The sequence below is a fragment of the Victivallis lenta genome, from assembly GCF_009695545.1.
Lineage (GTDB): Bacteria > Verrucomicrobiota > Lentisphaeria > Victivallales > Victivallaceae > Victivallis > Victivallis lenta.
Map to the genome: position 1 here is coordinate 16149 of NZ_VUNS01000024.1, position 26450 is coordinate 42598.

Annotated in this window: 32 protein-coding genes; 20 read left to right on the forward strand and 12 right to left on the reverse strand. The window is 50.5% G+C overall.

From position 1 onward, the window contains the following. Positions 1–8 precede the first annotated feature (8 nt). From FYJ85_RS24325 to FYJ85_RS17490, 9 genes are all read right to left on the reverse strand, one after another. Positions 9–2126, reverse strand: a complete 2118-nt coding sequence (locus FYJ85_RS24325; protein WP_206213273.1) for a sugar-binding protein — start codon at positions 2124–2126, stop codon at positions 9–11. An 81-nt stretch (positions 2127–2207) separates the two neighbouring features. After that, complete coding sequence (locus FYJ85_RS17455; RefSeq protein ID WP_154419794.1) at positions 2208–5261, reverse strand: alpha-mannosidase; 3054 nt, start codon at positions 5259–5261, stop codon at positions 2208–2210. Positions 5262–5323: 62 nt separating this feature from the next. Continuing rightward, positions 5324–6196: a glycoside hydrolase family protein gene (locus tag FYJ85_RS17460; RefSeq protein WP_154419796.1), complete on the reverse strand. Its 873-nt coding sequence runs from the start codon at positions 6194–6196 to the stop codon at positions 5324–5326. A gap of 225 nt (positions 6197–6421) precedes the next feature. Continuing rightward, positions 6422–7201 carry a prepilin-type N-terminal cleavage/methylation domain-containing protein gene (locus FYJ85_RS17465; RefSeq protein WP_154419798.1) on the reverse strand — a complete coding sequence of 260 codons (780 nt, stop codon included), beginning with the start codon at positions 7199–7201 and terminating at the stop codon, positions 6422–6424. A gap of 116 nt (positions 7202–7317) precedes the next feature. Then, a complete protein-coding gene (locus FYJ85_RS17470; RefSeq protein ID WP_154419800.1) occupies positions 7318–8673 on the reverse strand; it encodes an FAD-dependent oxidoreductase in 1356 nt (451 codons plus the stop codon). Positions 8674–8745: 72 nt separating this feature from the next. Then, on the reverse strand, positions 8746–10179 hold the full coding sequence (locus tag FYJ85_RS17475) for a sialate O-acetylesterase (RefSeq protein WP_154419802.1): 1434 nt from the start codon (positions 10177–10179) through the stop codon (positions 8746–8748). Positions 10180–10193: 14 nt separating this feature from the next. Then, positions 10194–12533, reverse strand: coding sequence for a glycoside hydrolase family 2 protein (locus tag FYJ85_RS17480; protein ID WP_154419804.1), 2340 nt, complete (start codon positions 12531–12533; stop codon positions 10194–10196). Positions 12534–12560: 27 nt separating this feature from the next. After that, positions 12561–13589, reverse strand: a complete 1029-nt coding sequence (locus FYJ85_RS17485) for a GntR family transcriptional regulator (RefSeq protein ID WP_206213274.1) — start codon at positions 13587–13589, stop codon at positions 12561–12563. A gap of 159 nt (positions 13590–13748) precedes the next feature. After that, complete coding sequence (locus FYJ85_RS17490; protein WP_206213275.1) at positions 13749–14021, reverse strand: beta/alpha barrel domain-containing protein; 273 nt, start codon at positions 14019–14021, stop codon at positions 13749–13751. 342 nt (positions 14022–14363) lie between these two features. On the opposite strand from FYJ85_RS17490, the gene FYJ85_RS17495 reads away from it, so the two are divergent. The 5 genes from FYJ85_RS17495 to FYJ85_RS17515 all read left to right on the forward strand — a co-directional run bounded on the left by FYJ85_RS17495 (position 14364) and on the right by FYJ85_RS17515 (position 17038). Beyond that, positions 14364–14903: a hypothetical protein gene (locus tag FYJ85_RS17495; RefSeq protein WP_154419810.1), complete on the forward strand. Its 540-nt coding sequence runs from the start codon at positions 14364–14366 to the stop codon at positions 14901–14903. After that, positions 14900–15658: a hypothetical protein gene (locus FYJ85_RS17500; protein ID WP_154419812.1), complete on the forward strand. Its 759-nt coding sequence runs from the start codon at positions 14900–14902 to the stop codon at positions 15656–15658. The genes FYJ85_RS17495 and FYJ85_RS17500 overlap by 4 nt, the downstream gene beginning before the upstream one ends. A gap of 133 nt (positions 15659–15791) precedes the next feature. Then, a complete protein-coding gene (locus FYJ85_RS17505) occupies positions 15792–16037 on the forward strand; it encodes a hypothetical protein (RefSeq protein WP_154419814.1) in 246 nt (81 codons plus the stop codon). 87 nt (positions 16038–16124) lie between these two features. Next, the gene (locus FYJ85_RS17510) at positions 16125–16580 is read left to right on the forward strand and encodes a DUF3990 domain-containing protein (protein ID WP_206213276.1); all 456 of its coding nucleotides are present in this window, start codon (positions 16125–16127) and stop codon (positions 16578–16580) included. After that, the gene (locus tag FYJ85_RS17515; RefSeq protein ID WP_116884164.1) at positions 16577–17038 is read left to right on the forward strand and encodes a hypothetical protein; all 462 of its coding nucleotides are present in this window, start codon (positions 16577–16579) and stop codon (positions 17036–17038) included. The genes FYJ85_RS17510 and FYJ85_RS17515 overlap by 4 nt, the downstream gene beginning before the upstream one ends. Before the next feature lie 66 nt (positions 17039–17104). Here FYJ85_RS17515 and FYJ85_RS23250 read toward each other — a convergent pair whose 3' ends face one another. From FYJ85_RS23250 to FYJ85_RS17530, 3 genes are read right to left on the reverse strand one after another with little or no spacing between them, the layout of a single operon-like run. Beyond that, positions 17105–17518 carry a hypothetical protein gene (locus tag FYJ85_RS23250; protein ID WP_206213277.1) on the reverse strand — a complete coding sequence of 138 codons (414 nt, stop codon included), beginning with the start codon at positions 17516–17518 and terminating at the stop codon, positions 17105–17107. Beyond that, entirely contained in the window at positions 17506–18003 is a 498-nt protein-coding gene (locus tag FYJ85_RS17525) for a DUF3990 domain-containing protein (protein ID WP_154419818.1), read from the reverse strand. The genes FYJ85_RS23250 and FYJ85_RS17525 overlap by 13 nt, the downstream gene beginning before the upstream one ends. Next, positions 18000–18221 (reverse strand): DUF3791 domain-containing protein, encoded by a 222-nt coding sequence (locus FYJ85_RS17530; protein WP_154419820.1) that lies wholly within the window; start codon positions 18219–18221, stop codon positions 18000–18002. The genes FYJ85_RS17525 and FYJ85_RS17530 overlap by 4 nt, the downstream gene beginning before the upstream one ends. A gap of 289 nt (positions 18222–18510) precedes the next feature. Here FYJ85_RS17530 and FYJ85_RS17535 point away from each other — a divergent pair, with 289 nt between their 5' ends. The 15 genes from FYJ85_RS17535 (at position 18511) to FYJ85_RS17600 (ending at position 26403) form a co-directional block, all read left to right on the forward strand. Further along, positions 18511–18876: a hypothetical protein gene (locus FYJ85_RS17535; RefSeq protein WP_154419822.1), complete on the forward strand. Its 366-nt coding sequence runs from the start codon at positions 18511–18513 to the stop codon at positions 18874–18876. Positions 18877–18914: 38 nt separating this feature from the next. After that, positions 18915–19121 (forward strand): PRTRC system protein C, encoded by a 207-nt coding sequence (locus FYJ85_RS17540; RefSeq protein ID WP_154419824.1) that lies wholly within the window; start codon positions 18915–18917, stop codon positions 19119–19121. Continuing rightward, positions 19121–19303, forward strand: coding sequence for a hypothetical protein (locus FYJ85_RS23255; RefSeq protein ID WP_206213278.1), 183 nt, complete (start codon positions 19121–19123; stop codon positions 19301–19303). The genes FYJ85_RS17540 and FYJ85_RS23255 overlap by 1 nt, the downstream gene beginning before the upstream one ends. An 11-nt stretch (positions 19304–19314) precedes the next feature. Further along, positions 19315–20289 carry a hypothetical protein gene (locus FYJ85_RS17545; RefSeq protein ID WP_206213279.1) on the forward strand — a complete coding sequence of 325 codons (975 nt, stop codon included), beginning with the start codon at positions 19315–19317 and terminating at the stop codon, positions 20287–20289. After that, on the forward strand, positions 20282–20998 hold the full coding sequence (locus tag FYJ85_RS17550; RefSeq protein WP_206213280.1) for a hypothetical protein: 717 nt from the start codon (positions 20282–20284) through the stop codon (positions 20996–20998). Before FYJ85_RS17545 ends, FYJ85_RS17550 begins: the two co-directional genes overlap by 8 nt. Further along, positions 20995–21759, forward strand: a complete 765-nt coding sequence (locus FYJ85_RS17555; RefSeq protein WP_154419830.1) for a PRTRC system ThiF family protein — start codon at positions 20995–20997, stop codon at positions 21757–21759. The genes FYJ85_RS17550 and FYJ85_RS17555 overlap by 4 nt, the downstream gene beginning before the upstream one ends. A 107-nt stretch (positions 21760–21866) precedes the next feature. Further along, positions 21867–22415 (forward strand): hypothetical protein, encoded by a 549-nt coding sequence (locus FYJ85_RS17560; protein WP_154419832.1) that lies wholly within the window; start codon positions 21867–21869, stop codon positions 22413–22415. Positions 22416–22441: 26 nt separating this feature from the next. Beyond that, a complete protein-coding gene (locus tag FYJ85_RS17565; RefSeq protein ID WP_154419834.1) occupies positions 22442–22867 on the forward strand; it encodes a hypothetical protein in 426 nt (141 codons plus the stop codon). Beyond that, positions 22864–23205: a hypothetical protein gene (locus FYJ85_RS17570; protein ID WP_154419836.1), complete on the forward strand. Its 342-nt coding sequence runs from the start codon at positions 22864–22866 to the stop codon at positions 23203–23205. Before FYJ85_RS17565 ends, FYJ85_RS17570 begins: the two co-directional genes overlap by 4 nt. A gap of 85 nt (positions 23206–23290) precedes the next feature. Continuing rightward, complete coding sequence (locus FYJ85_RS17575) at positions 23291–23749, forward strand: hypothetical protein (RefSeq protein WP_154419837.1); 459 nt, start codon at positions 23291–23293, stop codon at positions 23747–23749. After that, the gene (locus tag FYJ85_RS17580) at positions 23746–24516 is read left to right on the forward strand and encodes a phosphoadenosine phosphosulfate reductase domain-containing protein (RefSeq protein ID WP_154419838.1); all 771 of its coding nucleotides are present in this window, start codon (positions 23746–23748) and stop codon (positions 24514–24516) included. Before FYJ85_RS17575 ends, FYJ85_RS17580 begins: the two co-directional genes overlap by 4 nt. 10 nt (positions 24517–24526) lie before the next feature. Further along, complete coding sequence (locus FYJ85_RS17585) at positions 24527–24925, forward strand: hypothetical protein (RefSeq protein WP_154419839.1); 399 nt, start codon at positions 24527–24529, stop codon at positions 24923–24925. Between the two features lie 21 nt (positions 24926–24946). Next, complete coding sequence (locus FYJ85_RS17590) at positions 24947–25363, forward strand: hypothetical protein (protein ID WP_154419840.1); 417 nt, start codon at positions 24947–24949, stop codon at positions 25361–25363. Then, positions 25360–25674, forward strand: coding sequence for a hypothetical protein (locus FYJ85_RS17595; RefSeq protein WP_154419841.1), 315 nt, complete (start codon positions 25360–25362; stop codon positions 25672–25674). Before FYJ85_RS17590 ends, FYJ85_RS17595 begins: the two co-directional genes overlap by 4 nt. 21 nt (positions 25675–25695) lie before the next feature. After that, positions 25696–26403, forward strand: coding sequence for a hypothetical protein (locus FYJ85_RS17600; protein ID WP_154419842.1), 708 nt, complete (start codon positions 25696–25698; stop codon positions 26401–26403). Positions 26404–26450 lie beyond the last annotated feature (47 nt).

Sequence of the window (26450 nt, forward strand, 5' to 3'; positions counted from 1 at the left end):
CGGTTGCATCAGTTTTCCAAGACCATCTGCCCCCAGAAATCGCGGCAGCAGTAGTTTTCCTCAAGCCCGTTCCAGACGAGCTTGTCGCCGCGTTCGTCGTTCTGTGCAGTACTCAGCACAACAGCAGTATCGAAGCGGAGACGTACACCGGCTTCCGGCTTGATGCCCAGCTCTTTCCATGGAACAGCGAGTTCCATGCTCCAGCTTTTCCCGTCGGCGGAAACCCGGCATAACCGCAACGGCACTTGAGCTTTATGCAGTGTCGCGCCGTTGACGCACCACAAGTATCCGGGATCATTTCCGGGGGTGGCGCGCACCAGCAGCTGACGGTCGCCGGGTTGCATTCTGCCGGTCGAAGTCAGATCGGTTCCAAAAAAGAGTTCGATTCCGTCTCCGAGACAGACATGACGCTTATGATTGTTTGTCGCAGGAGTCGTATCCGGCACGGTATAAAGGATATAAAGGTAATTTTCATCCCATCCGCAAATGAAGTCTGCGGTATTTCCTGTTTTTCCGTCGACCGACCGGCGGAGCACTTCGCCGGGACGGCCCGGATATTTGGCGCGGTTGCCGTCGATCTTCGCACCCGGTTTGACCTTGCCGACCGTAAGAACATATTTTTCGGCGCGGATCGCTTTAGCTTGCGAAAGTTCTGGCGGCGTAGCCTTGCCTTCAATCAGATCATAGGTCAGATTGTTGGATTTTGCCGCGTGTGTGATAAAAGTCTTGTACGGGCGGTCGCAAACATTGACGAAGCCGAGGTTGAAACGTTCGCCGTTGAAATCCTCCCAACCGCGTCCGGTGTTGGATTCGTCAAGCAGCGCAAAGTACTGGTGGCCGATCACATAGGGCGAGGCAGCGGCATTTTCGGCGTAACGGCTGTACGCTTTGCCGCGCTCTTCTTGATTTTCCACATTACGGACGCCGAAAAGCCCCTGCTCCGGCGAACCGTAACTCCATTCGGAAAGCAGAAGCGGGCGGCCGCTGAGTTCAGCCAGACGTTTGATTTCATCGTGCGAAAATTCATCGGTGTAGTAATTGATGCTGAAAATATCGCAGTATTTCCCCATCGCCTTGATGACGGCGGAGTTGTAGGTCTGCCCAATGAGCATGCGTTCGCCCAGGAACAGATGGTCGGGGTCGATCTTTTTGAGTGTTCCGGCAAGCAGTTTGTAGAATGCGTCGAAAAACACTTCTTCAAATGCCGCCGCATCGGAGTTCGCCGCGGGAGTATTCGCCGCCAGCGAAGCGGCGGCAACCTCATCGAACGAAGCAAAACTGCTCTGCCAGTTCCGGTTGAATGCGGCAATGTCGTTTTTGTAACGGTCGCGCATCAGCGAAACGAAACGTTCTTTCGCCGGAGAAGATTTTTCCGAGGCGAGCAGATCGGTGATGACACTGCTGTAAAAGCGTTCGTTTTCGGTGTAATAGCCGATCAATTCGGGTTTGCCGATATATTTTTTCATTTTTTGGGCAAAGACTTTTTCCAGCAGCCCGGCGTTGTACGGGTCAAAGGGATCGATGAAATCAGCCGAAACCAGATGAAACGGCGCTTGTTTCATGTAGCGTTCGAGACAGGCGGTCACGGCGAAACCAGTATCGGCATTGTTTCCGAAGATCGAGGTGAATGCGCCGTGAGAGTTGAATCCCCAGCGGCGGCAGCGTTCGATCATCTGTCTTTGCCATGCGGCAAGATCGTAAGAACCGAATTTGCGGATGTAGTTCGCAAGGTAAAACGAAACTGTCACATCGGTGCGCGCCGGTTTGAAAATACCCTCCGCTTCCGGGATCCACTCGTAAATATTTTCGCGCCCTTTGAAACGGGTGAACTCGTTTCCGGGCTGGGTGACGCTCATGCCGATGTGGAAATAGAGATTCCCTTCCGGCTCGACAAGAACGATCCGTCCACCGAGCTTATCGACTTTTTCCAGATGGAAAAAACCGGTCGCAGTCAAACCGTATTTTTCGCGCGAACCGGGTAAACCGCCCCAGAAGGTGCGTTCCGGCAACGGAAACGATGCGTAATACGCCTCATCTGCCGCGATATCCGCCTTGAGCTGTGCGTCGGATGTGACCTTTTCCGGAAAGTTCAAATGGGTGAATTGTCCGTAACGGTCAATCTGCACTTTCGACGGCTCACTTCCGTACGCAAACAAAATAAACAGAGACACACATGTACCGAAAAATGTTTTCATGATTTTTTCTGATTATTTTACAAATTTAAAAGTCTTGATCTGATAAGGAGTTATATTAAAATCAAATATATTTTCTTTCAGCAGAACCGGTGTTGCGCCCTCTTCGACCGAGTTACATTCGACAACCTCGTGAACCGGAAACGCGCAATGAAGTTTTACATTGCCGCGGCCGCCGTTTGCCTCGTAGATGCGGACGATGAAGCCGTTGCCGTCCTCGGCCGGTTTGACGGTCTGCACCACAGCGCCGTCATATCCCGATAGAGAGAGGAACGAAGCACTTTCGGAAACCGCATCAGCCGGAAGTTTGCCGACGGTCATCGGCGTATTGAACTCCCAGCCGCGCCGGACGATTTCCGCCGCCGCCCAGTCGCCGCCGTGCGGCACGAGTGAGCAGCTCATTTCGTGATAACCGTAATCCGCCACCGGATCAGGGTGAATCGTGCCGCGCAACAAGCTCAAGCGCAACGTGTTTTCCAGCACGTCGCATCCGAAACGCGAATCGTTGATGAGAGTAATGCCGTAATTGCTTTCCGAAAGATCCGCCCAGCGCTGAATCGGAATCTCGAATTTTTGCTGATCGAGCAATGTGTTGCGGTGCGTGGCGCGTTCAAATGCGCCGAACTGTACTTCACACGTCGCACGGGTCGTGCGGATTTCCAGCGGAAACGCGATCTTGAGAAGCGTATTGCGCACCTGCCAATCAACGCGCATGGCGAAATCCAGCCGTTTACTGTTGCGATAGAAAATAATATCCTGCTCGAAACGGCTTGCGCGATAGGTGCGAACCACCCGGATCACACCGCGGCAGGCTCCGGATTCGACCACCGACACATGAACTTCACTGTCAAACGGATAACGCCGCTTGAAGGAGCTGGATTGCAGATTCCACGCATCCTCATCCTCGGGGCCATCCTGAAAGAGCTGAAGTTCGCCGCCGACCGCATTGGGGGCGAGCACTTCGCGCCGTAACTCTTTGTCGTAAATGCGTGTGATATCGCCGCGCTCGTTGAGTTCGACGCGAAGCAGTGCGTTTTCAAGCAATGTTTCACATACTTTGAATTCCGCATTGTCAACGGATTTTTGCGCTTTTTGAATCGTAAAGTCAATGTATCCCATTGCCGGGATCGCCGCGCCGGAGATCAGCAGTTTTCCGTCGGCAGTCCGCTGAACCGGAGAGACCGTACCGTCTGCGGCGATCGCTTCGAGTGCGCCATCTCCTGCGACAGCTTCCGCAATAAAGGGATCGCGCCGCTCCCACGAAAGCGTGTTGAATACCCGGAGTTTTGCGGATTCGCCAGCAGTGCATCCGAGCTCCGCAACCGTATTGCGGATGGATTGCTGTGCCGTGTCTTTAACTTCATTGTAGTCCGCGAGCGAACGTGGATAGATCTCGGTGATACTGCTGCCGGGGAGAATATCGTGGAACTGGTTCAACAGCATTGTCTTCCACGCTTTTTCAAGGTTGAGTTCGACCTTTTTCCCTTCCCACGCCGCGAACACAGCGAGGATTTCCGCCTCGCGGAGCATGGTTTCACTGATGCGGTTCGCCTTTTTGATCTCGGCGTGGGTGGTGTAAGTACCGCGGTGAGTCTGCAAATAAAGTTCGCCATCCCATACAGGAAGTTCGGGGGCTTTGCGTTCGACATTGTGGAAGAAGCCTTCCACCGTGTCAATCCGCATATTCGGCATACCGGGGATGTGGGTCTTGGCGCGTTTGATGCGCTCCATCATCTCCTCGGTGACGCCGCCGCCACCGTCGCCGTAGCCAAAGGGATAGAGCAGTTCATCATGCAAATCTTTCTGTTCGTAATCTTTCCACGCGGTGTGAAGCTGTTCGGCGGTGATGAAACCGTTGTAGAAATTAGGCAGTTTCGCAATGTGCGAAAGGATCTCCGAGCCGTCGAGACCGCGCCAGACAAAGAGATGATCCGGAAACGGCTCTTTCGCCTGCCAATGGAGTTTGTTGGTACTGAAATAACGCAGGCCGCAGCTGACGAGGATTTCCGGCAGCGAGGCCGGATAACCGAAAACATCGGGCAGCCAGCAAAGTTCCGGGCGAGAGCCGAACTCTTCACGGTAGAACTTCAGACCGTAGAGGATCTGCCGGATCAGCGATTCACCGTTCGGCACATTGCAGTCGGGTTCGACCCACATCGCGCCGGTGTTCTCCCAGCGGCCGTTCTTTACATGTTTTTTGATCTCCGCAAAAAGTTCGGGATAGTGCTCACGGGTGTAGTCGTAAAGCTGAGCCTGACTGCACGAAAAGTGGTAGTCAGGAAAAATTTCCATGTAACGGCACGCGGTCGAAAAAGTGCGGCTGCATTTGCGCACCGTTTCCTTGAGCGGCCAGAGCCACGCCGTATCAATATGGGTGTGGCCAATCGCACAAAGCGTGCCAGATTCCGGGTCGGGGGCGATCTCTTTCATATCCGCTCGGAATTTTTCGAGCGAGGCAGCAGCTTCTTTGTCGAGTTCCGCACGCGGGAGCGTCAGATTCACGCCGAGCATTGCCTTTTCGAGGGCGGCGAGCATCCGTTTTTTCCGCCGTTCATCATCGATGACGCAGGCACATTCGTGGACAAATCCGGTATCGTGGCGGAACGCTTCGACGATGCGGTCGATGCGGTGGATTGCCGCACTGCGGAATTCGCCATGACCGTAACGATCCTGTTCGGGCTCAAAAAGCGCATTGGGAACCGAGTTGAATTCCAAAAGAAGTTCCATTTTCCCGGCGCGCGGCACGGGAATACGCATGTGGTTGATGTCGATTCCGCAGTAGAGTTTTCCGTCGATACGGAGAGCGCCTTCCATACCGCGGAAATCGAAAACAAAATAGAGGTCTTTGAGGTTTTCCGCCGGAACCTCGGCAACGGTTTTCAGAAAAACCGTTTTGCGTGGAGGAAACATTACCGGCAAATCCGTAGAGTTCCAATCATCATCCCACGTGTAGTCGCCGGGAGCGTTGTAATTCGCGGTACGGCAGCTCCAGTGCTCCAACTGCAATGTAGCTTCTACCTCAAGACCTTGAAGCAGTTCCAATTTTTTAGCAATAATCCGATCATCCATATCAAAAGGTATTCCTTTGGCGTTCCTGTCATTGGGTCGTATTTTTTATTCTGAGCGGCCGGCTAATCCAGCGAAAACGGACAGGGGTCGGCAACCAACGTTTGGTCAGGAAGATTCGAGGTTGCGAACTGGTACCACTGATTGCGGAAACAGAAAAATTGTGCAGCGTACCAGTAGCCCGGACCGCACGGTTCCAACCTTCGCGCATTGGAGTACGGTCCCAGCAGCGAATCCGAGGTCATCACAAAATTACCACCCGCTTGTGGTTCCTTGAGCAGATTTTCGTGAGTACAGAACAGTAGCCGATAACGGCCGCCAATGCGATAGATCTGCGGCACTTCCAGTTCTTCCGCAAAGAGATCGTGCCGGACTTCTTTCCCCGGGGACCAATTGTACAGATCGCCACTGGTGAAGTGTGCTACCGTCCCCCGCGTTTTCACATCGCCCGTTTTACTTCTGGCACAGAGGAAAAGGTGAAAGCGTCCCTCTTCTTCCAGCAGAAACGGATCCCGCCAGTGGAGACTTGGACGACTGCCGGTAATGACTGATTCGAACCGACTGCTGTCCAACTCGAGTAATGGGAAATCACGGCATTTCTCCCAGCGAAACAGATCTTCGGATACGGCCATACCGATTCGTCCGCAAGGCGGAACATTCGCCAGCGAGTGTCCTGTGTAGGCCATAAAATAACGGCCGTCATGGTGGAGGACGGAACCTGTCGCCAACCGGCAGTCGTCCCACTCGCCGGCATTTCCTGGAGATAGGACGGCGCCGTAAAACTCCCAGTTTTTCAAATCTCTGCTACTCGCGTGTCCGATCGACCAGCGTTTGTTCCTGTTTTTAGGACTAAAGAGACAGAACAGATGGACGGTATCCGCCGCTTCGTCCACATAAATCCAACCATCCCCCACATCGTGTCCTGGAATCTGAAACATCTTGTTCTTCCTCTGTTATGCCGGTAGATCCTGACCGGCAGCAAAAAACGTTATTGAAAAAGCCCCGCAGTACTCCAATCTCGCCAGACATTTCCCGGCTCGATATAATTTTTTGGGGGGCATGGGCATAGTATTTCAGCGTCAGAGGATTGAGACCTTTTACAGTTCACTAAGCATTTTATGCCGGGAGATATGAAGGCATCTCTCCCGGCAATATTTTAAGGATTACCGGAAATATCCCTTGTCCTGATCCTGCCAGCCGTTGCCTCTTTTCGGCATATACCAGCTGTTCGGATTATTGTAAACATAATATTTTACAGTCGGAGCATTGAGACCTTCACCACTGAATGGATGATTGTTGATATCCTGCCACTGCTCAAAAGATTCCCACGTTCCGGAACCGTCACCAACCAACACATTGCCACCTGCACTGGCATGAACTTTACTTTGCGCCAGACGAGTAGCTGTGCTGTTCAGTAACGTCATCGGGCAAAAAGCCAATGCTTTAGGACCGAGAGTCTCGCGCTTCGCCATTTTTGTGGCGCGTGTATTTCGGCTTGCATTGTAACCGGTTCCGCTCTGACCAAGAACATAAACGTATCCGGCAATACTATCGTTGGTATTGGCGGCATCAGTACATTTGTAGATGTGCCTCGAATTGGAAAGCTGGAAATCGGTTGAATTCGTATAGGATACACTGCCATATCCCTTGAGGAATGCACCGAAGTTGCTATCCTGCCAAAACTGCTGATTGCCGTAGCTTCCAGGAGGCGCGATCGGATACCAGTCGTTGTAATCAACGGAGTACATTGCCAGCTGTGTTCCATTTTGCTTGAGATTGGAAAGGCACGAAGATCTGCGTGCCGCATTGCGTGCTTTCCCCAGTGCCGGCATCAGCATTGCAGCAAGGATCGCGATAATTGCGATAACCACCAGCAATTCGATAAGTGTGAATTTAGAGTCCATAACTTTGCTGGCCGTAAGTTGTTTTGAGTGATTTTTCATTTTTTCTTCCTTTCCTTGATGTAAAGATTTTAGTCCCCGGATTCGGTCTACAATCTGTCCAAAACGTTTCGTTTATATCGCCCAAACTATACGCTCAAAACAGAAACCGCGAACGGTCAGTTAATTTCCTGCATTGAGTGATTACGAGTTTTTACTAGTTCTGGAATATTTTTTCCGGCATCCAATGCCCGGAACACGGCGTTCCCGGCCGCTTCTCCTGATTGATTCATATTCACCATCACCCGCAATGCCCCGTAAGCTCCGGCATCAGCATCGATCATGCGTCCAGCCGTAATCAAATTGCGGAATTTTACCGGAATCTGACTCCGCAACGGCCATGTGTAATACGGCGGTGTCGGCAGAGACGCATTACGCCAGCGTCGTTTGTATGCCGGTTCGCAAGGAGTAAGCAGAATTTCCGTCCCATCCAAATAACGAAAGAGTGTTCCCGGCGGATCTCGACGGTGAACATCGCTGCGGTAGGTTCCCTTGCCTGCCGCATCCTCGAAAACCTTTCCGCTGAAAAGTTCATCCAGCGTGATCCGGTAAAGCGAATGGATGTGGCAACTTTCACGAATTCCGGCTAATGATGGAACTGCTTCAATTACCGGACGCGGATATCCGGCTTCACCGACAATATCGGCAACTGCCCGCATTTGGCGGCGACTCTCGATCTCGATTTCCGTGAGCTCCTTTTGGTTTGAGGAGTCAAGCAATGGAATATTCGTTCCGGCAAACATGTATGTATTGCTGCAACAGCAGTCTGCCCCCCAAATTACACCTTCTGGCATCTTGTATTTTTCTTTGGCGGCGTGGATCATTCGACCGATCCGGTTTTCCGCCATAATTTCACGCGGCCAACGACTGAATTTCACGCACGTCGTGGAAGTCTGCAATTCTGAATTGCGCCAGACTTTACCACCCGCAAACCGTACCAAGTCTGCATCGCCGGTCGCATCAATGAAATATTTCGCCTTGATAACCGAAAGTCCGTCCTTGCCGGCAATGATAACTCCATCTACGTACGTTCCTTCACCAGAAGTGAGAACATCAGCTACCCGCGTGTGCAGAAACGGCAGTACACCGCTCTCGATAACCATTTCATCGAGTTCACAGCAGAGCTCTTCGGTGTTGAGATTCACATACCAATGCGGATTCTTTTCTTTCCAGAATTCAATAAGGCCGCGCTTTGCCATCCGATCAATGACTTCCTGTGTCAATCCGGTAATGATCTGCGACGAATAGTCCGAATTGAAGAGCGAATGCCAGTAACAGACCTGTCCAGCTGTCATTGTGCCGCCAAAACGGTTCTGCGCTTCAATGATCGCACATTTCGCACCAAGCCGAGCAGCCGTCACTGCGGCGAAAACTCCGGTACAGCTACCACCAGCTATGGCGATATCTACTTCAGCGGAAACAGGAAGTAAACGCGATAGCAATTGTGTTCTCAATTTCGTATCTGTATTCTTCATGATAATTCAGGTTTACGGTTATCAATATCGAACTTGTTATTGGTTTTTCTCATAGCTGTTTTTCTGTTGTTATTATTTGATTTGTTTTTCAAACGGTGCAACTGGAATTCCCGCCTGATTGACCAAATTCGGGGTTGCCAGACAATCGAATCCGAAACGCAGTGTCATCGGCTCCGGTTGAGCAGCGGTGACGCGAAGCATATCGTTGTTTTCACCGCAAATTACACCGGTTGCAGCCTGAAACTTGCCATCGCGTCCGGCAGTCTCCAGCCAGTTTATCGATTTGCCGTCGCGGGTTTTCAGAACGTTTGCGTTATGGAACGTAACCAGAAGTGTTTTATTGCTTTCACGTTTCACATTCAAAACCGTCGGTGTCATCACTGTGGCATCACCCCGGCCGTATTCCTTGTAGAGCACCAGATTTGCCAGCCGCAGAGCCAGCGGCTCCTTGCTCATCGGATGAACCGATTTCGCATCGCCGCAATCGGTCGTCGAAATCAATTCGGAATACTTGTCTTTATTGACGAAATTTTGTTGAGCCATAAGTACTTGCGGCATTTTATCGTCAAGACTGTCGTTGTTGTATTCCCACGGCGGAAGCATTACCAGATAGATCGGCAATTTCGGGTTTCTGAAACCGGACCGGAGCGTCCACGCGAATGCCCGCAATTTTTCTTCATAACTGATACCGTCACGGTAGTTTTCCTCGCCCTGATACCAGAGCACGCCGCGAATCGTATACGGCAGAATCGGCGCGATCATGCCGTTGTAGATCGCCAGCGGATAACGCTGTTTTTCCCTCGCCAGTTCCTCTGGCTTCTTGCCCGTGAAGGAACGGACGCTCTTTTCAAATGCGGTACGCACCTGCGCTGAAACTCCGGCTTTGCGGAATGATTCCGGCGAACAAAACGCTTCAATCCGACCGCCGCCGACCGCAACGCTAATGAGACCGATCGGAACATTAAGTGCCTTATGCAGTGTCGAACCGACAATGTAACCAACTGCGCTGAACTGTCTTGCATTGTTCAAAGTAGATACCGCCCAGCCTGGGGAAACAAAGGAGTTCTGCGGCATCTGCGTGAACTGGTGGCAAATTTTCAACACCCGGATTTCCGGCTGATTGATCTGGACAAGATATTTTTTTGCTTCGGTAATACCATCAATGTACCAGTCCATATTGCTCTGGCCGGCACAGAGCCAGACATCGCCGACGAGCACGTTCTCGAACCATCTTTTCCTATCGCCCTGAATCGTCAGCGTAGCTCCCTCTTTCGAGGCTGGCATCGGCGGCAGTTCCACCAGCCAGCGGCCGTCTTTGCCGACCGTACAGGAAACCGTGTTTCCCTTGAATTCGACACTTATTTTCTCGCCGGCACGCCCTTTCCCCCAGACTGCTACCGGACGTTCACGCTGGAGAACCATGTTGTCCTGGAAGACTTCTGCGATTTCCAGCGCGGAAACCGCCCAGCTGAGCCCGGCAACCGCGATCAACAATTTTTTCAACATGCCTCTACCTCCGTTTATCTGCCGATTTCTGCGGCATTGAATCCGTTATCCAGTGCGGCAATGGCCGGAAGCCATTCGTCGCGGAACTTCCTGAAATCGTAGCGCGGCGTTCCGGTTACTTTGTGGTTGCCGCCACGCGTACCGTCGTCAAACTCCCATTCGATCAGCAAAAGCTGTTGGTCGGTCGCCAGACAGCGGATACGCGTCAGTTGCCGGATCTCGCCGGGCGCGGCGGTGAATTCGCCGGAGACCAGAACTTCTCCCTGATATGCTCGAATCGTATAAACACCGCGCCGCGTACGGTTTGAATCGTTGCACATGGTGATCGCCCAATGCCAGTCCGCCGCGTCGCCCGCCATGATGAGAAAGTCATTCATGTGGCGTTTGCAATAGTAATACGAGAGTTTTTTGCCGTAATAGTAATCCACAACGGAATCGGAGAAGTGCGGCCAGCAGTCGATCAGATTCCAAATCAACATGCCGGAGTATTTCCGGGAGGCGCGGGCGCGTTCCAGAAAATATTGGTTCGCCTCGGCCTGACAGATCTGACTTGCGAGCGCAAACGCTTCGAGCCCGTCCGGGATTTCTCCGAAAAATTCTGCGATCTGATCGGGAATGATCTGAATGCGGTAGTTGTAATCCATGTTCGGCATGAAGGGGTTGCACGCATGATGATACCAGTCGTCGTTATCCCACGGCCAAAGTTTTTCCGCCGGAAGAAATTTCTTCAATGCGGAAACATTCGGACAGGCGTGATAGCCGGTTTCGCTGACAAACGAAGTGGTCGCTTTGTAAAAATCGTTCTTGAAATATTCATGCGAGCCCCACAGATGCTGTTCCGGGGCCATGAGACTAGCATCGCGCACTCCGCTTTCGCGCCCCTTTTTCTGGCACTCCTCCGAAATATAGGGCGAACTCGGCAGATAGACTGCGCCGGGCGCATAGCGTTCGCACACCTGCGGCAGAATTTCGCGCGTCAGTTTGTTGTGCGCCGGATCACGGTAGCGGCTCCGCATGAAGTAGGTTGCAGAATCGCACTCGTTATCCCCTGCCCACAATGCGATGCAGGCGTGATGTCGTCGGACACGCAGAATTTCGATCGCTTCATGTTCAGCTTCCTTCAGGAACGCATCGTCATCCGGGTAAAGCGCACAGCCGTACATGAAATCGTGCCAGATTAGAATCCCTTCGCGGTCACAGAAATCGTAGAACATCTCATCTTCGGGAATTCCACCGCCCCAGATGCGCAGCATATTCAGATTCGCCTCTTTCGCAAGTTTGAGAATCTGCGGCATCCGTTCGCGGTCACGGGAGTGTAGAGCGTCGCAGGGGACATGGTTCATCCCCCACGTGCGAATCGGCACGCCGTTGACGATAAACTGGAAATCCGGTTCTGGATGATAGGTTGCAACCGGTTTGTATTCAAGTGCTATCGAGCGGATTCCATACATGAATTTCACACGATCGAGAACGTTTCCCGACGTTTCGTCGCGAATGGTGATCGATGCGTGATAGAGTTTCGGCTCGCCATAATGTTTCGGCCACCACAACACCGGATTTTCAACCCGGATGCAGAGCGCCTGCTGTGACGACCACGGTCTTTGCTGAACAAACCAGCGGGAATCGCCGCAGACCCCTTCAGTCTCAACGATCAATCCGGCGAAATCGTGACGATCGGTTTCAAATTTGCAGAAGAAACGCAAATTCGCTTCGGATTCATTCGCATCACACATCACCGTTGCCCAGTCAACAATCCGGACCGGTTTCAGTTTCCGCAATGTCACATCACGGAAGATTCCGCCGAGCGGCAGACGCGGCGCGATATCCCATCCCCAAGAATGTGCCGGTTTGCGCATCCGGGTTTGCTCCAGTCCGAAAGGACAGATATTCACCGCCATCGGCACGAGCGGCTCACTGCGGAACACATTGATCGGCGAGGCGATATGCACCGAAATCGTATTGCACCCTTTTGTCAGAAATTTGCTGGGATCGAAAACCGCTGGGATCAATGCGTTATGACTATTTCCCACTTTTTCGCCGTTGATGAAAACAGTTCCGTAACAATCGATACCGGCGAGTTCGAGTTCAAAGTTTCCTTCGGCATCCTCCAGAGTAAATTCCCGTTCAAAGCACCACTCGAATCCCTCGTAGGCATGGTAGGCATTGGAATTTCTGCCGAAAAACGGTTCCGGCGTCATGCCGGCGCGGCAGAGTTCCAACTCAATGTTGCCGGGAACGGCGGCATCAGCAATCTGAATTGGCCCGTCATGAAAAATGCCGGGGGCACGGCCGATCACCTCGGGGCGACCGTAAAGCTTCCAACTGCCATTCAGTGAAATATTTTCTGAGAACATTATACAAACCTTTCTGTTCAATATCGATTACTGCCAGTCTGGAGTACCTTTCTTCCGGTACTCTTTTGCTTTCCAGCGGGAGCCTTCGTTTTGCTGCATACGAAGGCACTCAAAACATTGTTTAGCCATTTCGAAGATCGGTTGAACAATATTGTATATATTGGACGCATATTTATGTTCCCGAGTGGAAATGGAGTAATATTGTCCCTTTCCGTCGACGGCATGATGGATGCACTCCGCCTGAAATGCGTTGGCACAGAATATTGCGCACTCCGCCATATCCGGCAAATTTTGGAAAAATTCCCGGCACTGCTTCTCGGCTCCGTTTACAAGCATCTCCCTCCATGAAAGCGCAACAATTGAATATGGCAAATTTCGCTCTTGGCATAACTTCACAAAGAAATATTCGCGTTCCTTACTAGTTTCAACTTCCAAGCCGCCAGTATTGACAAAAACAAATCGACGAGCGCCATTCACCAACGCTTTGTCGAATAACAACCGGATTGCATGTTCGTTATCCAAACAAACATAGTCAGCAATTTTACCCGGCATAACGTGGTCAAAGAACACAATATTGATCCCTAGAAGCCGCAACCGTCGGAAGGTTTCAAGATCAATATTTTGGTCATACCCCCACACCACGAGATTGCGCACGCCCCCACAGACTAAATCAATCGCAACATTACTTTGGCTAACACTGTCGCTAAATGGCGGAGCAAGGACAATTAGTGCTTTTTCTCGTACCGCTTCCTGATTCAAACTATACAAGAATACACGAGAGAATTCATGTTCTACGGGTAGTACTGCTCCAAGCATTCGGATTGGATCGGTCGCGGCAGTCAGGCGCTCGTTCACGATCGTATTACATCGAATTTTACGTCGTAAAATCCCTTTTTGTTCCAAATTCGCATAAACTCGCCGCACCGTTACTCGACTGACTCCGAAACGCCGAACAGAATCAAATTCGCTTGGAAATACTCCTCCTGGCGGGTACACCCCATGCATGATCTCCCGCGTCAAGATATTTTCAATTTTCTCAGTCAAACTTTTTTTCATATATTTCATTTATCTTTTTAATGCTTTCGATCAGGAAATTCCCTAAAGTAGGAAATTTCCTCCTCTCATGAATTAATATTGTCTTGTATTATATTATGATACAAGGGAGGGCTGTTGTCAATAGTAATTCTACTTTTTTTTAAAAAAATATCTATCTTTTCACGAAATACCGTCATCCCGAGCTTTCAGATCTTTGATGTATCCAGTTTCCATCGCTTCCGCCGGAAAGAGCCAGAAACAGTCCATGCCAGCCTGCAATACCATGAGAGCCTTTGTCGAAGTCAGAAATTCCGGCATGGAGATCAAACCTGCCGCTCTGGTCGCCTGGATGACCTCGGGATCGGTATTCGGAGAGATGACAAAGGCACCTCCCGCCACAGCCGTCTCCCGCATCTGCTTCACGGTCAGTACCATACCCGCGCTGACCAACAATGTGCCCCCGGCGTGGCAGTGTGCTGTAGGCTTATTTATTTCTGCGAATTCATTCCATTTATCTCGGATTTTCCAGACGGGAAACCAGGTGTCCCTCCGTGATTATCACCGAGAAATCTTTGAATAGCACGAACGTGCTCCCGATTTGAATATTAATATGGAAATCAGATTTCCCGGTTACAGGATCACAATTTCTCATTCCGGGGGCTTATCCGCACATTGTAAGTACCTTGGCTTTACCGGGGAAATGTGTCTTTCAAAAATATTTCCCCCTAATCATGTCTCCTGTGGTTCTGCGCGTTCTGCGATTGAGCGCGCAGAACCAAAAGGACAGGAGGTATCATGAGAAGATCCGAGGTGTACGAAGCGATGAGCCGGGAACGGATTATTTTGTTCCCGACGCTCATACTCAAGCTCGACAGACTGCCGGAAAGCGATCTGATTGCCCGCTGGCGGGGAACGGTCGATCTGGCAATGGATTACTGCCCGGAGAATCGCCCGGGCTGGATGTCCAAAGTGTTCTGGACGCCCACGGCATTGGAAACCGGCAGAGTGATTCTTGCCAAAGAGCAGGCTCATCGGGAACGTGTCCGGCTGCGCTTGCAAAAGCTGGCCCGCTTAAACAATCTCAAACTCCGAAAATGGGCTTCATGGCAACGGTGTGCAGACAAACGAAAGCTGATTGAAACCCACCTCGCAACTCAGGACCATGATCCATTCTACTGCCGCTGTATCCAGACACAATTCCTGAATTCCGGTGTCGATCTTGAAGCGCTGCCGGCCTCATATGTCACCCTCTGGTTATGGGAGGCGCTGCCGCCGCCGGAACAGTCCCTGCCGCTTCCCCGGCCGAAGGCAGCCGCCATACAGGAGGCTGTATGAAGAACGGACGCCGGACCATCGTCATGGCTCATGTCAATCTCAAGGCAGGCAGAATCGAATTCCTGATAAAAAAACAGCTCATCCTTCCCGGCAGGAGGCAGCCTCCTGAATTCATATCATTCAGTTCCGAGGAACGCCGGACCATTGGTATGGATTCCATTGAATACTGCCTCAACTACTATGATGATGACGTTGCCTATATCTGGCCGACCTACTTCGCCCACATTGCTTCAATCCGGCAGCCGGAAGAGATTCTGAAACAAATCCTGATCAATGAATTGAGCTGCCGTGTGGAGATCGAATTGACACGAACACTGGAAACCCTGTGCATCTGTGATTTGAGAGAGCAATTGATCGGCAAGAACCGGAACATTTTTGAGCAGGTGGAGGAGCAGGAGAATCATGAGGTCGATTTCTTCAAGGGAGTACGATATGAATCCGTTTATCTCTTCATGCTGCCGCAGGAAGCGAAGATGCAGTTATGCAGGTTGGAACACCCGCACCTGCCGGCCAACCGGAACATGGTTCAGTTGCGGTTCGACCGGTCACTGCCGAAAGTCCGAAGCGTGGTTCCCGACAACAGAACTTCTCCGGAGGTTCATTTTATCAGTTCAATTTCACTTCACGGTCAGCCGCTGATCTTTTACTTCTTCGATGAGATTCTGGCTGACAACGGCAAGCGGCAGATAAAATACCTGGATCAGTACCAATGGCTGCGGCAGATTTATCATGCCATACGGACAAACTGCCAATGAAAATACGAAAAGTGTTTTATCACTTTTACCTGCTCAAGTCTGAAAAAGAAAAATCATCTCGGAAGTTTCATTCCGAATCTTGATTTTTCAGCAATGAAGAATCATATTTTACGCCGAACAAGAGGAAAAAGAAATGCTGTCAGCAATTACCAAACCAACGGAACTTATCGTCGATATTCAATTGGAACAACGCAAAAATCCTGACGGAACCATTCAGATTTTCTACCGCAAATCGGACGGTGTGCTGTACGCCGTCAACGGTTCAGCGGCAAAATTACAGGATGGAGAAGCAATCGTAATCTGCAGCGAGTCCGCCCAGATCGCCGCTGCAGACATTACGGCGGAAGCATTTGCCCGCCTCAAGCGAATATCCGCGTAATTCGGGCCGGTATCATTTGTAAATATAATTGCAAATGTTATATTGAAGTACCAAAGTTTGCGATATATGGGAAAACAGGTTGCGACAATGATTGTCTATCACGGTGGTTACAGTGAAATCCGGACTCCGGAAGTCAAACCAAGTCGAAATAATAAAGATTTCGGACCGGGTTTTTACTGTACGAAACTATTGCCTCAAGCAGAGCGTTGGTCAAGACGTTTCGATACTCCGGTCGTCAACATCTACGAATACACTCCGAATCTCCAACTGGATATCCTTGCTTTCGACCAGATGACGGAAGAATGGCTGGATTTCATCGTGGCCTGCCGAAACGGCAAACCGCATCCGCATGATATTGTGATTGGGGCAATGGCCAATGACCAGATCTGGAACTATGTGGCGGATTTCATCAGCGGTATTCTGACACGCGAACAATTCTGGATTCTGGCAAAATTCAAGCATCCGACTCATCAGATCGCTTTCTGTTCAGAAAAGGCCTTGAGCTGTTTGAGCTTTCAAAGCAGTCAGGAGATTGCCAAATGACCGGACGTGAAGATCAGCGGGAAAACGATCTGTTTTTCGTATGTTCTCTGCTCGAATATATCGGACGTAAAACCAGAAACCACCGACGTGTCGTAGTCAACGCTCTCGGAATTGAAAAAATACGGCACCTGCTGGAGCTAGCCGATATTTATCATAATGAGAATATGGATAAACTATTGGATGAGCTGGTGGAAAAGTGCCACATTCAGCCGGGAACATTCGACAATGTCGCAATGTGCCGCTATTCGTTGCCATCCCACTTCGATATCGGCAAAGTTTACAAACGTCTGATTGCTGCGGTAGCCCGGGAAAAAGGCATTGATTTTGCAGATGCCTTGGTCGAGGTTTATAATTCGTGGATCGCCGATAAGCTGGATGACTACAACAGCAGCATGTTTTTTGAAAACCCGGATTATATTTTCCAATCCTATCTGGCTGGGCAGCCGCTGATCTTCTGATCCGAATAATTTGCTTTTGCAAAAGCTGAAACTTCCAATCAAGCAGTTTGTCCAAACGGGGGGAAATTAATCTATTTTTCTGCTTTCGTTCTTCCTGCGTACTTTCACGAATTTCCAAACATTCGACGGTGATGTTTCGATGCCTTGTCTGTGCAACTCCTCGGCAATCGCTCTGGCACTCATGTGTTGCTCATTCCAGGCTTTCAGTATCCACTTTTCATGCGCCGCCAGCTTGCTGTGTCCAGGACCATTCCGTTTATGGCGGGAAAGCCTGTGAAATCCCAGTTCGTAAAGCTGCGCCGGGCTGTAATGCCAGACTTTGGTTTCCTCTCTTTCCAGTTGCTTATACAGGGAAGAACGATAAAACAGGAGCAACGCCTCTTTCAACGGCATTCCGGTATTCTTTGAAATCAGACCGGCAACTCCCGCCGCTTTCCCGGGAATCAGCAAGCGCAAATTCTGCTGGTTTATTTCCTGCATCGAATCACCTCGCTGCCCGTAAAATTCAAAATCAAAAGAGACTTTTCCGTATGAAACAAAGTCTGATCGACCAACCGGCGCACTTTCAGCCGTTCCAATAATTCCGCTTTCGAGATCAGGTCATTTTCATACAGAGCAAAACTGGCGTACACCTGATCGTTCGCAACCGGCCCCGCAACAATATCATAATCATGGCAAAAATCCGGTTGCCGCCGATTCTTCAAAACAAAATCAACCCATTCTTCATCCGCAGCTTTGAATGTCCGAACTCGGAGAAAGTCATTGTGCAGAAAATCATCCGGCACATCGTAGATCGAAAGACAGCCTTCGGCCACATTTTGCCGGGCAGCTTTGCTTTGGACAAAACGCCGGGCCTGCTCTTCGCTTGAGGTTGTGTAAAACCCGATGCCGAAATCTCCGATCCTGTCGGCCGATAAAATTTTCGGCTCCTTGACCGGAATGAGGCCGCCGTGGAATAATTTCATGCCTGCTCCCTCCGATTGCGAATGAAGGCTTCAATTTCCTCCAAAATGGCGCGTGCTCCCATCGAGTGCAACACCTCATAATGCTCTAGCAGATATTCAATCACTCCACAGCGATTGAAAAAATCGATCACCTTCTGACCGGAACACCCCATCTTTGCCTTGTACTCTTCCACGCAGAAAGAGACAAATGCAAGCTTTTTTTCTTCCGATATGCTCATTGAAGTCCTCCAGCATTTACTATAAGTCTATTATGCCAAAAAACAAGCTGAAAATACGGAATCATATCAACTCTTATTTCTTCTTTTGGAACAGCGCGAAAAATATTAATTTTCGGCCGAGATTTGCGGTGAGGAATTTCCCGGCTGCATCATGTGAGCCGGGAAATTCCCATAACGAAACTCTTGCATAATGGAGTCAGGCAAAATGATCAAACAGAATTTTTCCCAAAATTCCCTGTCGGTACTCAAAACTCTGACCGATTGGGTAAAACTTTAACTCGGAGGAACCATGAACACCAAACTCTATGAACTGACTAAACAGGGAGTCATCCGAATGATTCTCCGGCGAGGTGACGACGGCAACTACCTGCTTGGCATCAGCGATGGCACTCACAACCCGCTTTACCTGAATGGTTCGCAGGAAACAATCGAAAATAAACTGGATCAGGCACTCGCGAACTTTACCGCCGATACCCGAAAGCAGGATATTGCGGATAAGTTGAATGAGGCAGAGGAGGCTCAAGTTGAATCGCCCCCCGCATCGGTACAAACGCCTCGGAAAACCACTGTGCCGACCTCTGCTTCCGCGCATACGACCTCGCGTACAGAACGCTCCGAAGAACAGATGGAATTGGACCTGGCTTTCAACTTTTAATCGTATCTTACCAATCAACAAAAGAAGGAAAAATTATCATGGCACCCCGCTCATCCTCCCGCATTTTCAGCTACAACGGCAAAGTTCTGGAAGATCCCGTTCCGAATGAATCGGTCAAAAAGGCGATGGAAATTCTTTCGGTCATGCATCCGGAATTGAACAACGCTGTCTTGAAAGGCCCGACTGTCGGCCGGGACGGCGTCAAACATTACAAAATCGAAAAACGGGTGGGAAATTTCAACTGATGAGAAAAACACTCACCTGGCAGAAGCTGCTCAAACGATTTGTTACCGAGCGGAAAGAGTATAAAATCCAATTGGCTCATTTTAACGAAAGAAATTCAAGATGCGCCTCCAGCCTGCTTCGTGCGGCAGAAAACGCCAAACCGGTTTCCATGCCCGGCCACGTCCTGCCGCCCATTATGTAACGTTGCCCTCTTTGGACAAGGTTCAGGAATCCATCGGGACCCGGCAACAGGTCACGGGACTTTGCCATATTCTGGCGGAGCTCAATACCCTGTTTCCGCTGGAAGGCATTCTTCAGAAAGAAAACAATCCGGCCACAGTCTTATCCATGGGGATGCGGCAGTGGCTGGAAAGTTTTTTGCCGTCCGATGTTGTTCAACAAATAAGCCTTTCGGTCCAGATTGCCTCTGACGAGGATTTTGATGAGGAGTTATTCGGAGAACTGCCCCCGGATTACATGGCGGTCACGTTTCAATTGGATCGATTTCTGGATTGCTATTGTCCGTTCGGCAATCTCATTGAAGAGTATGAAAAGAAATCTCCGGGACTTGGCCGGTATCTGCTGCACATTTTTACAGCCTGTCCGTTCATCATCGGGACGCCGGGCAATCTTTATGAACTGGCCTCTTATTGCTGCTGGGAGAATGAAGACGATGAAAGGTCATTCATTGAAGATCGCTGTGCCGAGGAAGTCGCAGCAGGGAATAGCGAGGAGATTGCCCGGGAGTATGCTGAAAGTCAGGTGACAATCAGATATGAGGAATTTGAGAAAAATCTTCCGTTATGGAGTTTCAGCCGGAAAGAGAATCCGGCTGACTATCGGAAACGCCTTCCGGAAGAACTGCGGCATCTGGATCGGCTTTACCGGACATACCGTCGCCATAAGTACACCGATAACTTCTGGCCGCGGCTGAACTTGCCGTGCGTCATCCTGGGGCTGGATCAACCTACATTCGATTTTCTGTGTCATGCTTACAACAGGATCGGCAATGAACAGGTCCAGTATTATGACGGCTGCTACTGCCTGGCCGGTTTCGGATGCGCTTTTCAGCCGACGAACTCATCGCAAATCCGAAATGCGCTTCAGGAAATCCGGTTTGCCCTGGAATATTTTGGAGCCTGCATCCAATTTTTACTGCAGCATAGAGAGGAATATCCCAATGATTGAAGTTCAATATCAGCCTCAGGAACATCCCTATAAGCTCTCACACGCAATCCTTTTCTATCGGAATAATCAGGGTACGCTGGCAACGCTGCATAAGATTCGCAACAAACAGTTCATGTCCGGCAAAAGCCTTGACCCTGCCGAGTTGGAGGAGCTGCTGCATACTCCGAACCAGCAAAGGCACATGAACTACCTGCCGGCTCAAGTTATCGCCTATTCTCAAAACGAAATTCTGTGGTTTGAGAAAAGTGCTGTCCGTCCCATCTACTTCAACGTCCCGAAGGAAGAGAAAGAACGTCTTTTTCTGAACCGGATCTCCGGGAAAAAGGTGATCTGGCCCAGTTTGCTTTTCAAAATAAGCCGTAATTCGATTTCCTGCTGGGCACTCAAAAGCAACCGGCATCCATTACCCACGACGCAATTGTATTTTGCACCTTTTACCAATTTGTTCTCCGATCAGAAATTCTGTCTGCCCAATGCGGTTTACAGCAATCCCCCGGACAACCTGCTGAAATTCGCCACCCATGCCGTCGACATCATCTTTCAGGGACATTTTTCCCATTTGTGCGGCGTAAGGGAGAACACGTCCTATCCGGGCGGCCGGGATCGTTTCTGGGCGGATATGGCCCGGCAGGTCGAACAGAATGCGATCAAAAGTTTTCCGACGAAATATCTGCTTCCCATGAATAAAACTTTGGAGAATATCCTGTGAAACACCATACACCGCCTGAATTTCATGAGCAAACTGTTTTTGTCGAGTTGATCGGCGCCGGGGCCACCGGCTCCAAGATTCTTGCCGGACTCGTGCAACTGCACCATGCCATGCTGGAGCTGGGACATCCGCGCGGACTTCACGTCCGCTGCTGGGATTTCGACATGGTTTCCCATTCCAACCTCGGCAGACAGCTTTTCACAGAAAGCGATCTGGGCTGCAACAAAGCGGTCTCCTTGATTTCCCGCTACAACTATCACTATTCGCTGGAGTGGACTGCGGAACCGCAACGTTTTACCGCAATTCCCATGGGATATCCGGGCAGTGCCATCCTGATTTCCGCTGTCGACTCCCGCAAATCCCGTTCGGAAATCAATCAGCATCTGCATAAATATCCCAAACCGTATTTGATCGATTGCGGCTGCGGCCGGGACTATGCTCAGTGCGCCATCGGAAACGGTTCTCCTGAACTGCCTTACCCATGGCAACTCTACCCGGACTGGATCGATCCCGCAAAAGACGGGAAACTGCGCTCAAGCTGTTCCATGGAGGATGCCTTAAATCGTCAGGGGCTTTTCACCAACCAGTGGATTGCCACCGCCGTTCTGGAATTCATCTGGCAGCTCTTCCGATTTGGCGGGCTGGATTATTCCGAATTGTATATCAATCTGCAGACCGGCCGCATGACTTCCCGCCCCATCATGATTCCTCCTCGGAAAAAAGTTGCCGGGAACAGGAAAAAAAGAAAAGCGGTTTCATAACATGTTGTTTTCGTCGGCGCGGGGCACGGAAGTGACCGCGCCGACTTATCAGGGACTCAAAAGAGTACCGGTCAGGGCGGGTAAACTCCAACAGAGGAGAGAACCTTATGCCGATCAAACTTGATGACCCGAACGCTCTGGAGCAACTGACGGAAAAGCTCAGCAAACGCCGACAGCTTCAGGAGATGATGAAAGAGGTCAATGCCGTTATCCGCAGCTCCAAAAGCGACGATGCCAAGATCGATTTCATCATGAAGAAATGCGGCAAAAGCCGGGAAGAAGCCCGGAATTTTCTTCATCCCTCCGAAAGCTGGTGCGACCCGGGATTCGCCGCGTGGGAACTTGCCAACAACAATCAGGAGATCGGCCGCCTCCGCAAGAGAATCCAGGAGGTCGAACGCTATCGGGAAGCCGCCGCCAGAGCGGAAAAAGAAGGCAATTCGGAATTTCCGTTCGACGGCGGCAGGATCGTGGACAACGTTCCGGCCAATCGCCTTCAAATCTTTTTCGACAGGAAGCCCGATGCCGATGTTCGGACCAGACTCAAACAGAATGGGTTCCGCTGGGCGCCGAACAGCGGAGCCTGGCAGAGTTACCGGCACGGGTATACGCTCGACTGGGCCAAACGGGAATTCAATGCCGAGGCAATCCAATGACTCGCGTCATCTATTACCGGGAACTGATGTTCGATCCGACTGTTCCCGGCTGTTTTCGACCGCTGACCCGGCAGGAAATTCAAAAACAGCGTTTGCCTAAACCGGAACCCGTGGATGTGTTCCGCAATGATCCCCGGGAAAAACTCTGGCTGATGAACGGTCTACCTGATCCTGATGGATGTCTGGCATATGCTCTCGACAGCATCCGGCATTTCTTCTATGGTGATCGGGACAAACTGAGCAATATCCTGCTCCGCCATGACAGCCGCCACGACTGCGGAATCGATCTCTATTATGAGATGAGCAACTATCTTCTGGAACGCGAAGCATGGTGCCGGTTGCTTGAAACCGAACAACTTCACGTCTGCTTCGATGAATTCGTCCGCCCGTTTCGGGATTACATCGCCGAACTCTTTCAACAAATTGAAATCAGGAAGGAACAAGCAGTATGAACTACAGAACGGTCAGCACAAAATATCTGAAAACCACAACCGAGCAGGAGCTCAAGGTGGAAGTCTATTATGCAAAGGGAGGAGCGAACTATCTGGCCGGCGGTATTATTCAACGGGGTTATTGGTTGTCCGTCCAACCTGTCTCCCGGTCTGTCTCAAATGGACTCCGAAGCGAATCATTCACCTTGGGCAGTGGGCTGAAATACTTTCTGAAAGAAACCCGGGCCGACCGGCGCGGGGGGAAAACGGAACGGGAAGCCGTCAAATTGGCGGCGGCTCGTGAGCAGCTCTTAATCAAAGAGGTCTGTCTGCAGGAAAAGCTCGAACTTGCCGCCTGATTTTCTCAAATCGCTTCACGTCTGGAACGGAGAATACTTTCTGTTCCAGATTTTTCTTTTCCAGACTCTATGGAGAATAAATACCATGCACAAACAGACCTTGAAAAATCTGCTTCAATATCACCGCGAGGTCCAATTCAAACAGTTCTGCAGCGAAATTTTCCCGGACTTCAGGCTTTCCGAATCCTACGGCTACCTGAGCGGAAAATTTTCGCTGTTCCAGTACCGCTTCATGCAATTCCTGTCGGAGCTGGATGAAGCCCATCTGGAAAATTTTTCCAATGCCATTCTGAAACGCTATGGCAGCGATGAACCGGAGTTCTGCAACATCATGGATTCCATGCAGGAACTGATCGCGCGGAAACGACGGACGAATCTCCCGGAAGATCAGCGGCAGTTGCTGCGGCTTCAGGCGCAGGCATTGCTGGTGGAGGAAGTGTACCCGTTTGAAACCAGATTGAAAGCGGACGAACGGGAGATGGAGCTTGCCGCGCTTCGGTCGTTGCTGGAGGAACTGAAAGCCTTTGCCGAGGAATCCTTATGAGCGATCTCGACCTGACTCCATACAACCTGATTGCACTCTCAACCTCAGGCGGCAAGGACAGCGAAGTGACGATGATCAAAGTTGCCGAAGCCGCGCGGAAGCAGGGCGTCCTGCAACGGGTGATTGCGATTCACTCGGCAACCGGCGCGGAATGGAGCTGTACGGAAGATATTGCGTCTAAAATTGCAAAACTTTTGAATATTCCACTATATGTTGTACATCCGAAGTGGACGATTCCAGATTATATCGAACATCGATTGCGCTTCCCGGATATGCGACGGCGTTTCTGCACCTCTTTGAAAACATCCGCCATCGACAAACTGCTGCGCAAGTTTTTTCCGGCAACAGCGCCATCCAAAATTCTTTCCGTTACCGGGGAACGCCGGGAAGAAAGTTCCCATCGTGCCAAATTGTCGGAATTTGAACCCTGCACCCGGCTGACTGCCGGACAGCGCCAGGTCTTTCATTACCGCCCGATTCTGGACTATGAACTCGGAGAGGTCTGGGAAACCATTCGCAAATCGGAATTGCTCCACCATCCCGCCTATGACATGGGCAACGAACGGCTTTCCTGTGCGCTTTGCATTTTCGCCTGCAACCGGGATTTGTGGAACGGCGCCCGCGACCGTCCGGATCTGAAGGAACGATATCTGCGTCTGGAGGAACAGACCGGATTCACTTTTCGGCACAAGGAATCCCTGAAGCAGATTCTCGCCGGGGAAAAAGAGATGGAACCATGTCCATTTCAAATGAAAAAACAAAAGTAGGAAAGCATTGATGGAATCGGCAGTCAATCACATCCTGTTTCTATACTGGAATCATCAGATCAGCCGGAAACAGACACTTGAATATCTGGCTGATATTCCCTCAGATATTCTGGCGGAGTGGATCGACGACCTTGTCAACCGTGTCAACGAGGCGATGTCGTTCGCCACTCTCGCAGATCGTCTGGATTATCCGGATGGGCGCCCGCTTCCGGCCGGAGAGATTCACGAGCGGATTCTTGAAGCGGCCAAACGCTTCTGTTTCAAAGGCTCCATCAAAAACTGGACGGCCGGCATGACCATGAAAGCCCGCGATGAAGGACTGATTGAAGATTATGAATACTGGACCGCTGAGCGAATCGCCAATGATATGGCGGAGAAGGCCCGGACGGGGAAACGCAAACTTTACTGATTTTTTCACAGGGAGTAAACTATGAAAAGACCGATTGAGCTGAAAATGCGTTTTGTCGTCAACTGGACGCTACGCCATTACCACTCCGACCTGAAGCATGATTTTGCATTTATCCAGATGTATGATCCTGACCGTTTCATTTGGATTACCCATGAATGCGGTACTCATTTTGCCCGCTTTTGGAAAAGCGAAGAACTGCCGGAAAGTGGAAAAAGTGTTCCGTATCTCTTCGGAACAGCAACCCGCGAGCGGCTTGTCGACAATGAGCTGGAGGCTTTACGCAATTGTTTCAATGAGGCTGTTCACGATTTTTATCTGATCGAACCGAAAATCGGCACATTCCGGAAAATCCGCCAAAAAGAGGCCGTTGCCATGCTGGAAGAACATACTGAAAATCTGCATAAACTTTGGCAAGAAGAAAAAAGGAATGTGGCATGAACGACACGCAGAAATCAGAAACCGTCACTGTTGAAACGCGACAGGAAGAAACGAAAAAATCTTCAAATATTCTCCGGGAATCCGGCTGGTATGTTCTGTGGCGTTCCGGGGATTGGTATGTAATCGATTATTTTTCTCCCACGTACACCACCAATATCGGATGTTTTCCCCGGGAAGCTGCCGCCATTGCCGTTTTTGAACAGGTCAAGGAACAGATTCCCGCCGAAGCGCAGAGAATCGCGTTGAATCATGCGCTTGAACATTTCCCGGAAATCTTCAGAACTCATATTCCCTGCGAGATGGATTTTTAATACAACAAGAAGGCGATTGATATGGAAACAGACCTTTATCACGTATCCAAACAAAGACACCGTATGCTTTTTGACGCGATCAAATTCGATGGTTTTTCGCGGATCGACGGTATTGCGGAACCGAATTTCCATCATCTGGCCAATGCCGTCAACGACATGCCTCATATCATGGTCGAGGACTGTCTGTCGTATCTGGATTGGTGCAAACGGGAAAATCGGAACGGCTATATGGATGTACTTCATGACATCATGAGCTTTTATTGGGACAAGCCTGCTTATCAGCCCCGGCTGACAAACTGGCGCAACCGGGAACGCAATACAACTGAAAGACATGTCTGGAACATTGTCGCGGAAGCTCGGGACAGCGGGGAACTGAATGCTCTCGACACCATTCTGGATTATCTTTTGCCCGGCTGCGACCATCAGGAAACACCGCAAGGCGAAAAAACAGTTCTTTCCTGCTATGAATTTGATGACTGTTTTTGTATTCCGCAGGGTTCTGAAGAAGGCATCTATCTGCACTGGGTGTTGAGGGGGCGGTTCCGGCAGGAACAAAAACGGAATACGGATGTCCATGTTGATATTGCTTCAATCAAAACACTACAGACGGATCTTGCGGCCTATAAAATCATGGGGGAAGCGGCCGGTGTACTGGAATACTTTTCCCGGCAGTATGTCGGCAATAACCTGAAACTCTACACGCCGGATGAAGAATTGAAAAAAAGATGATTGATCCGGCTGATTTCCCGGCAGCAGGGCGACCGGGAAATCAGAAG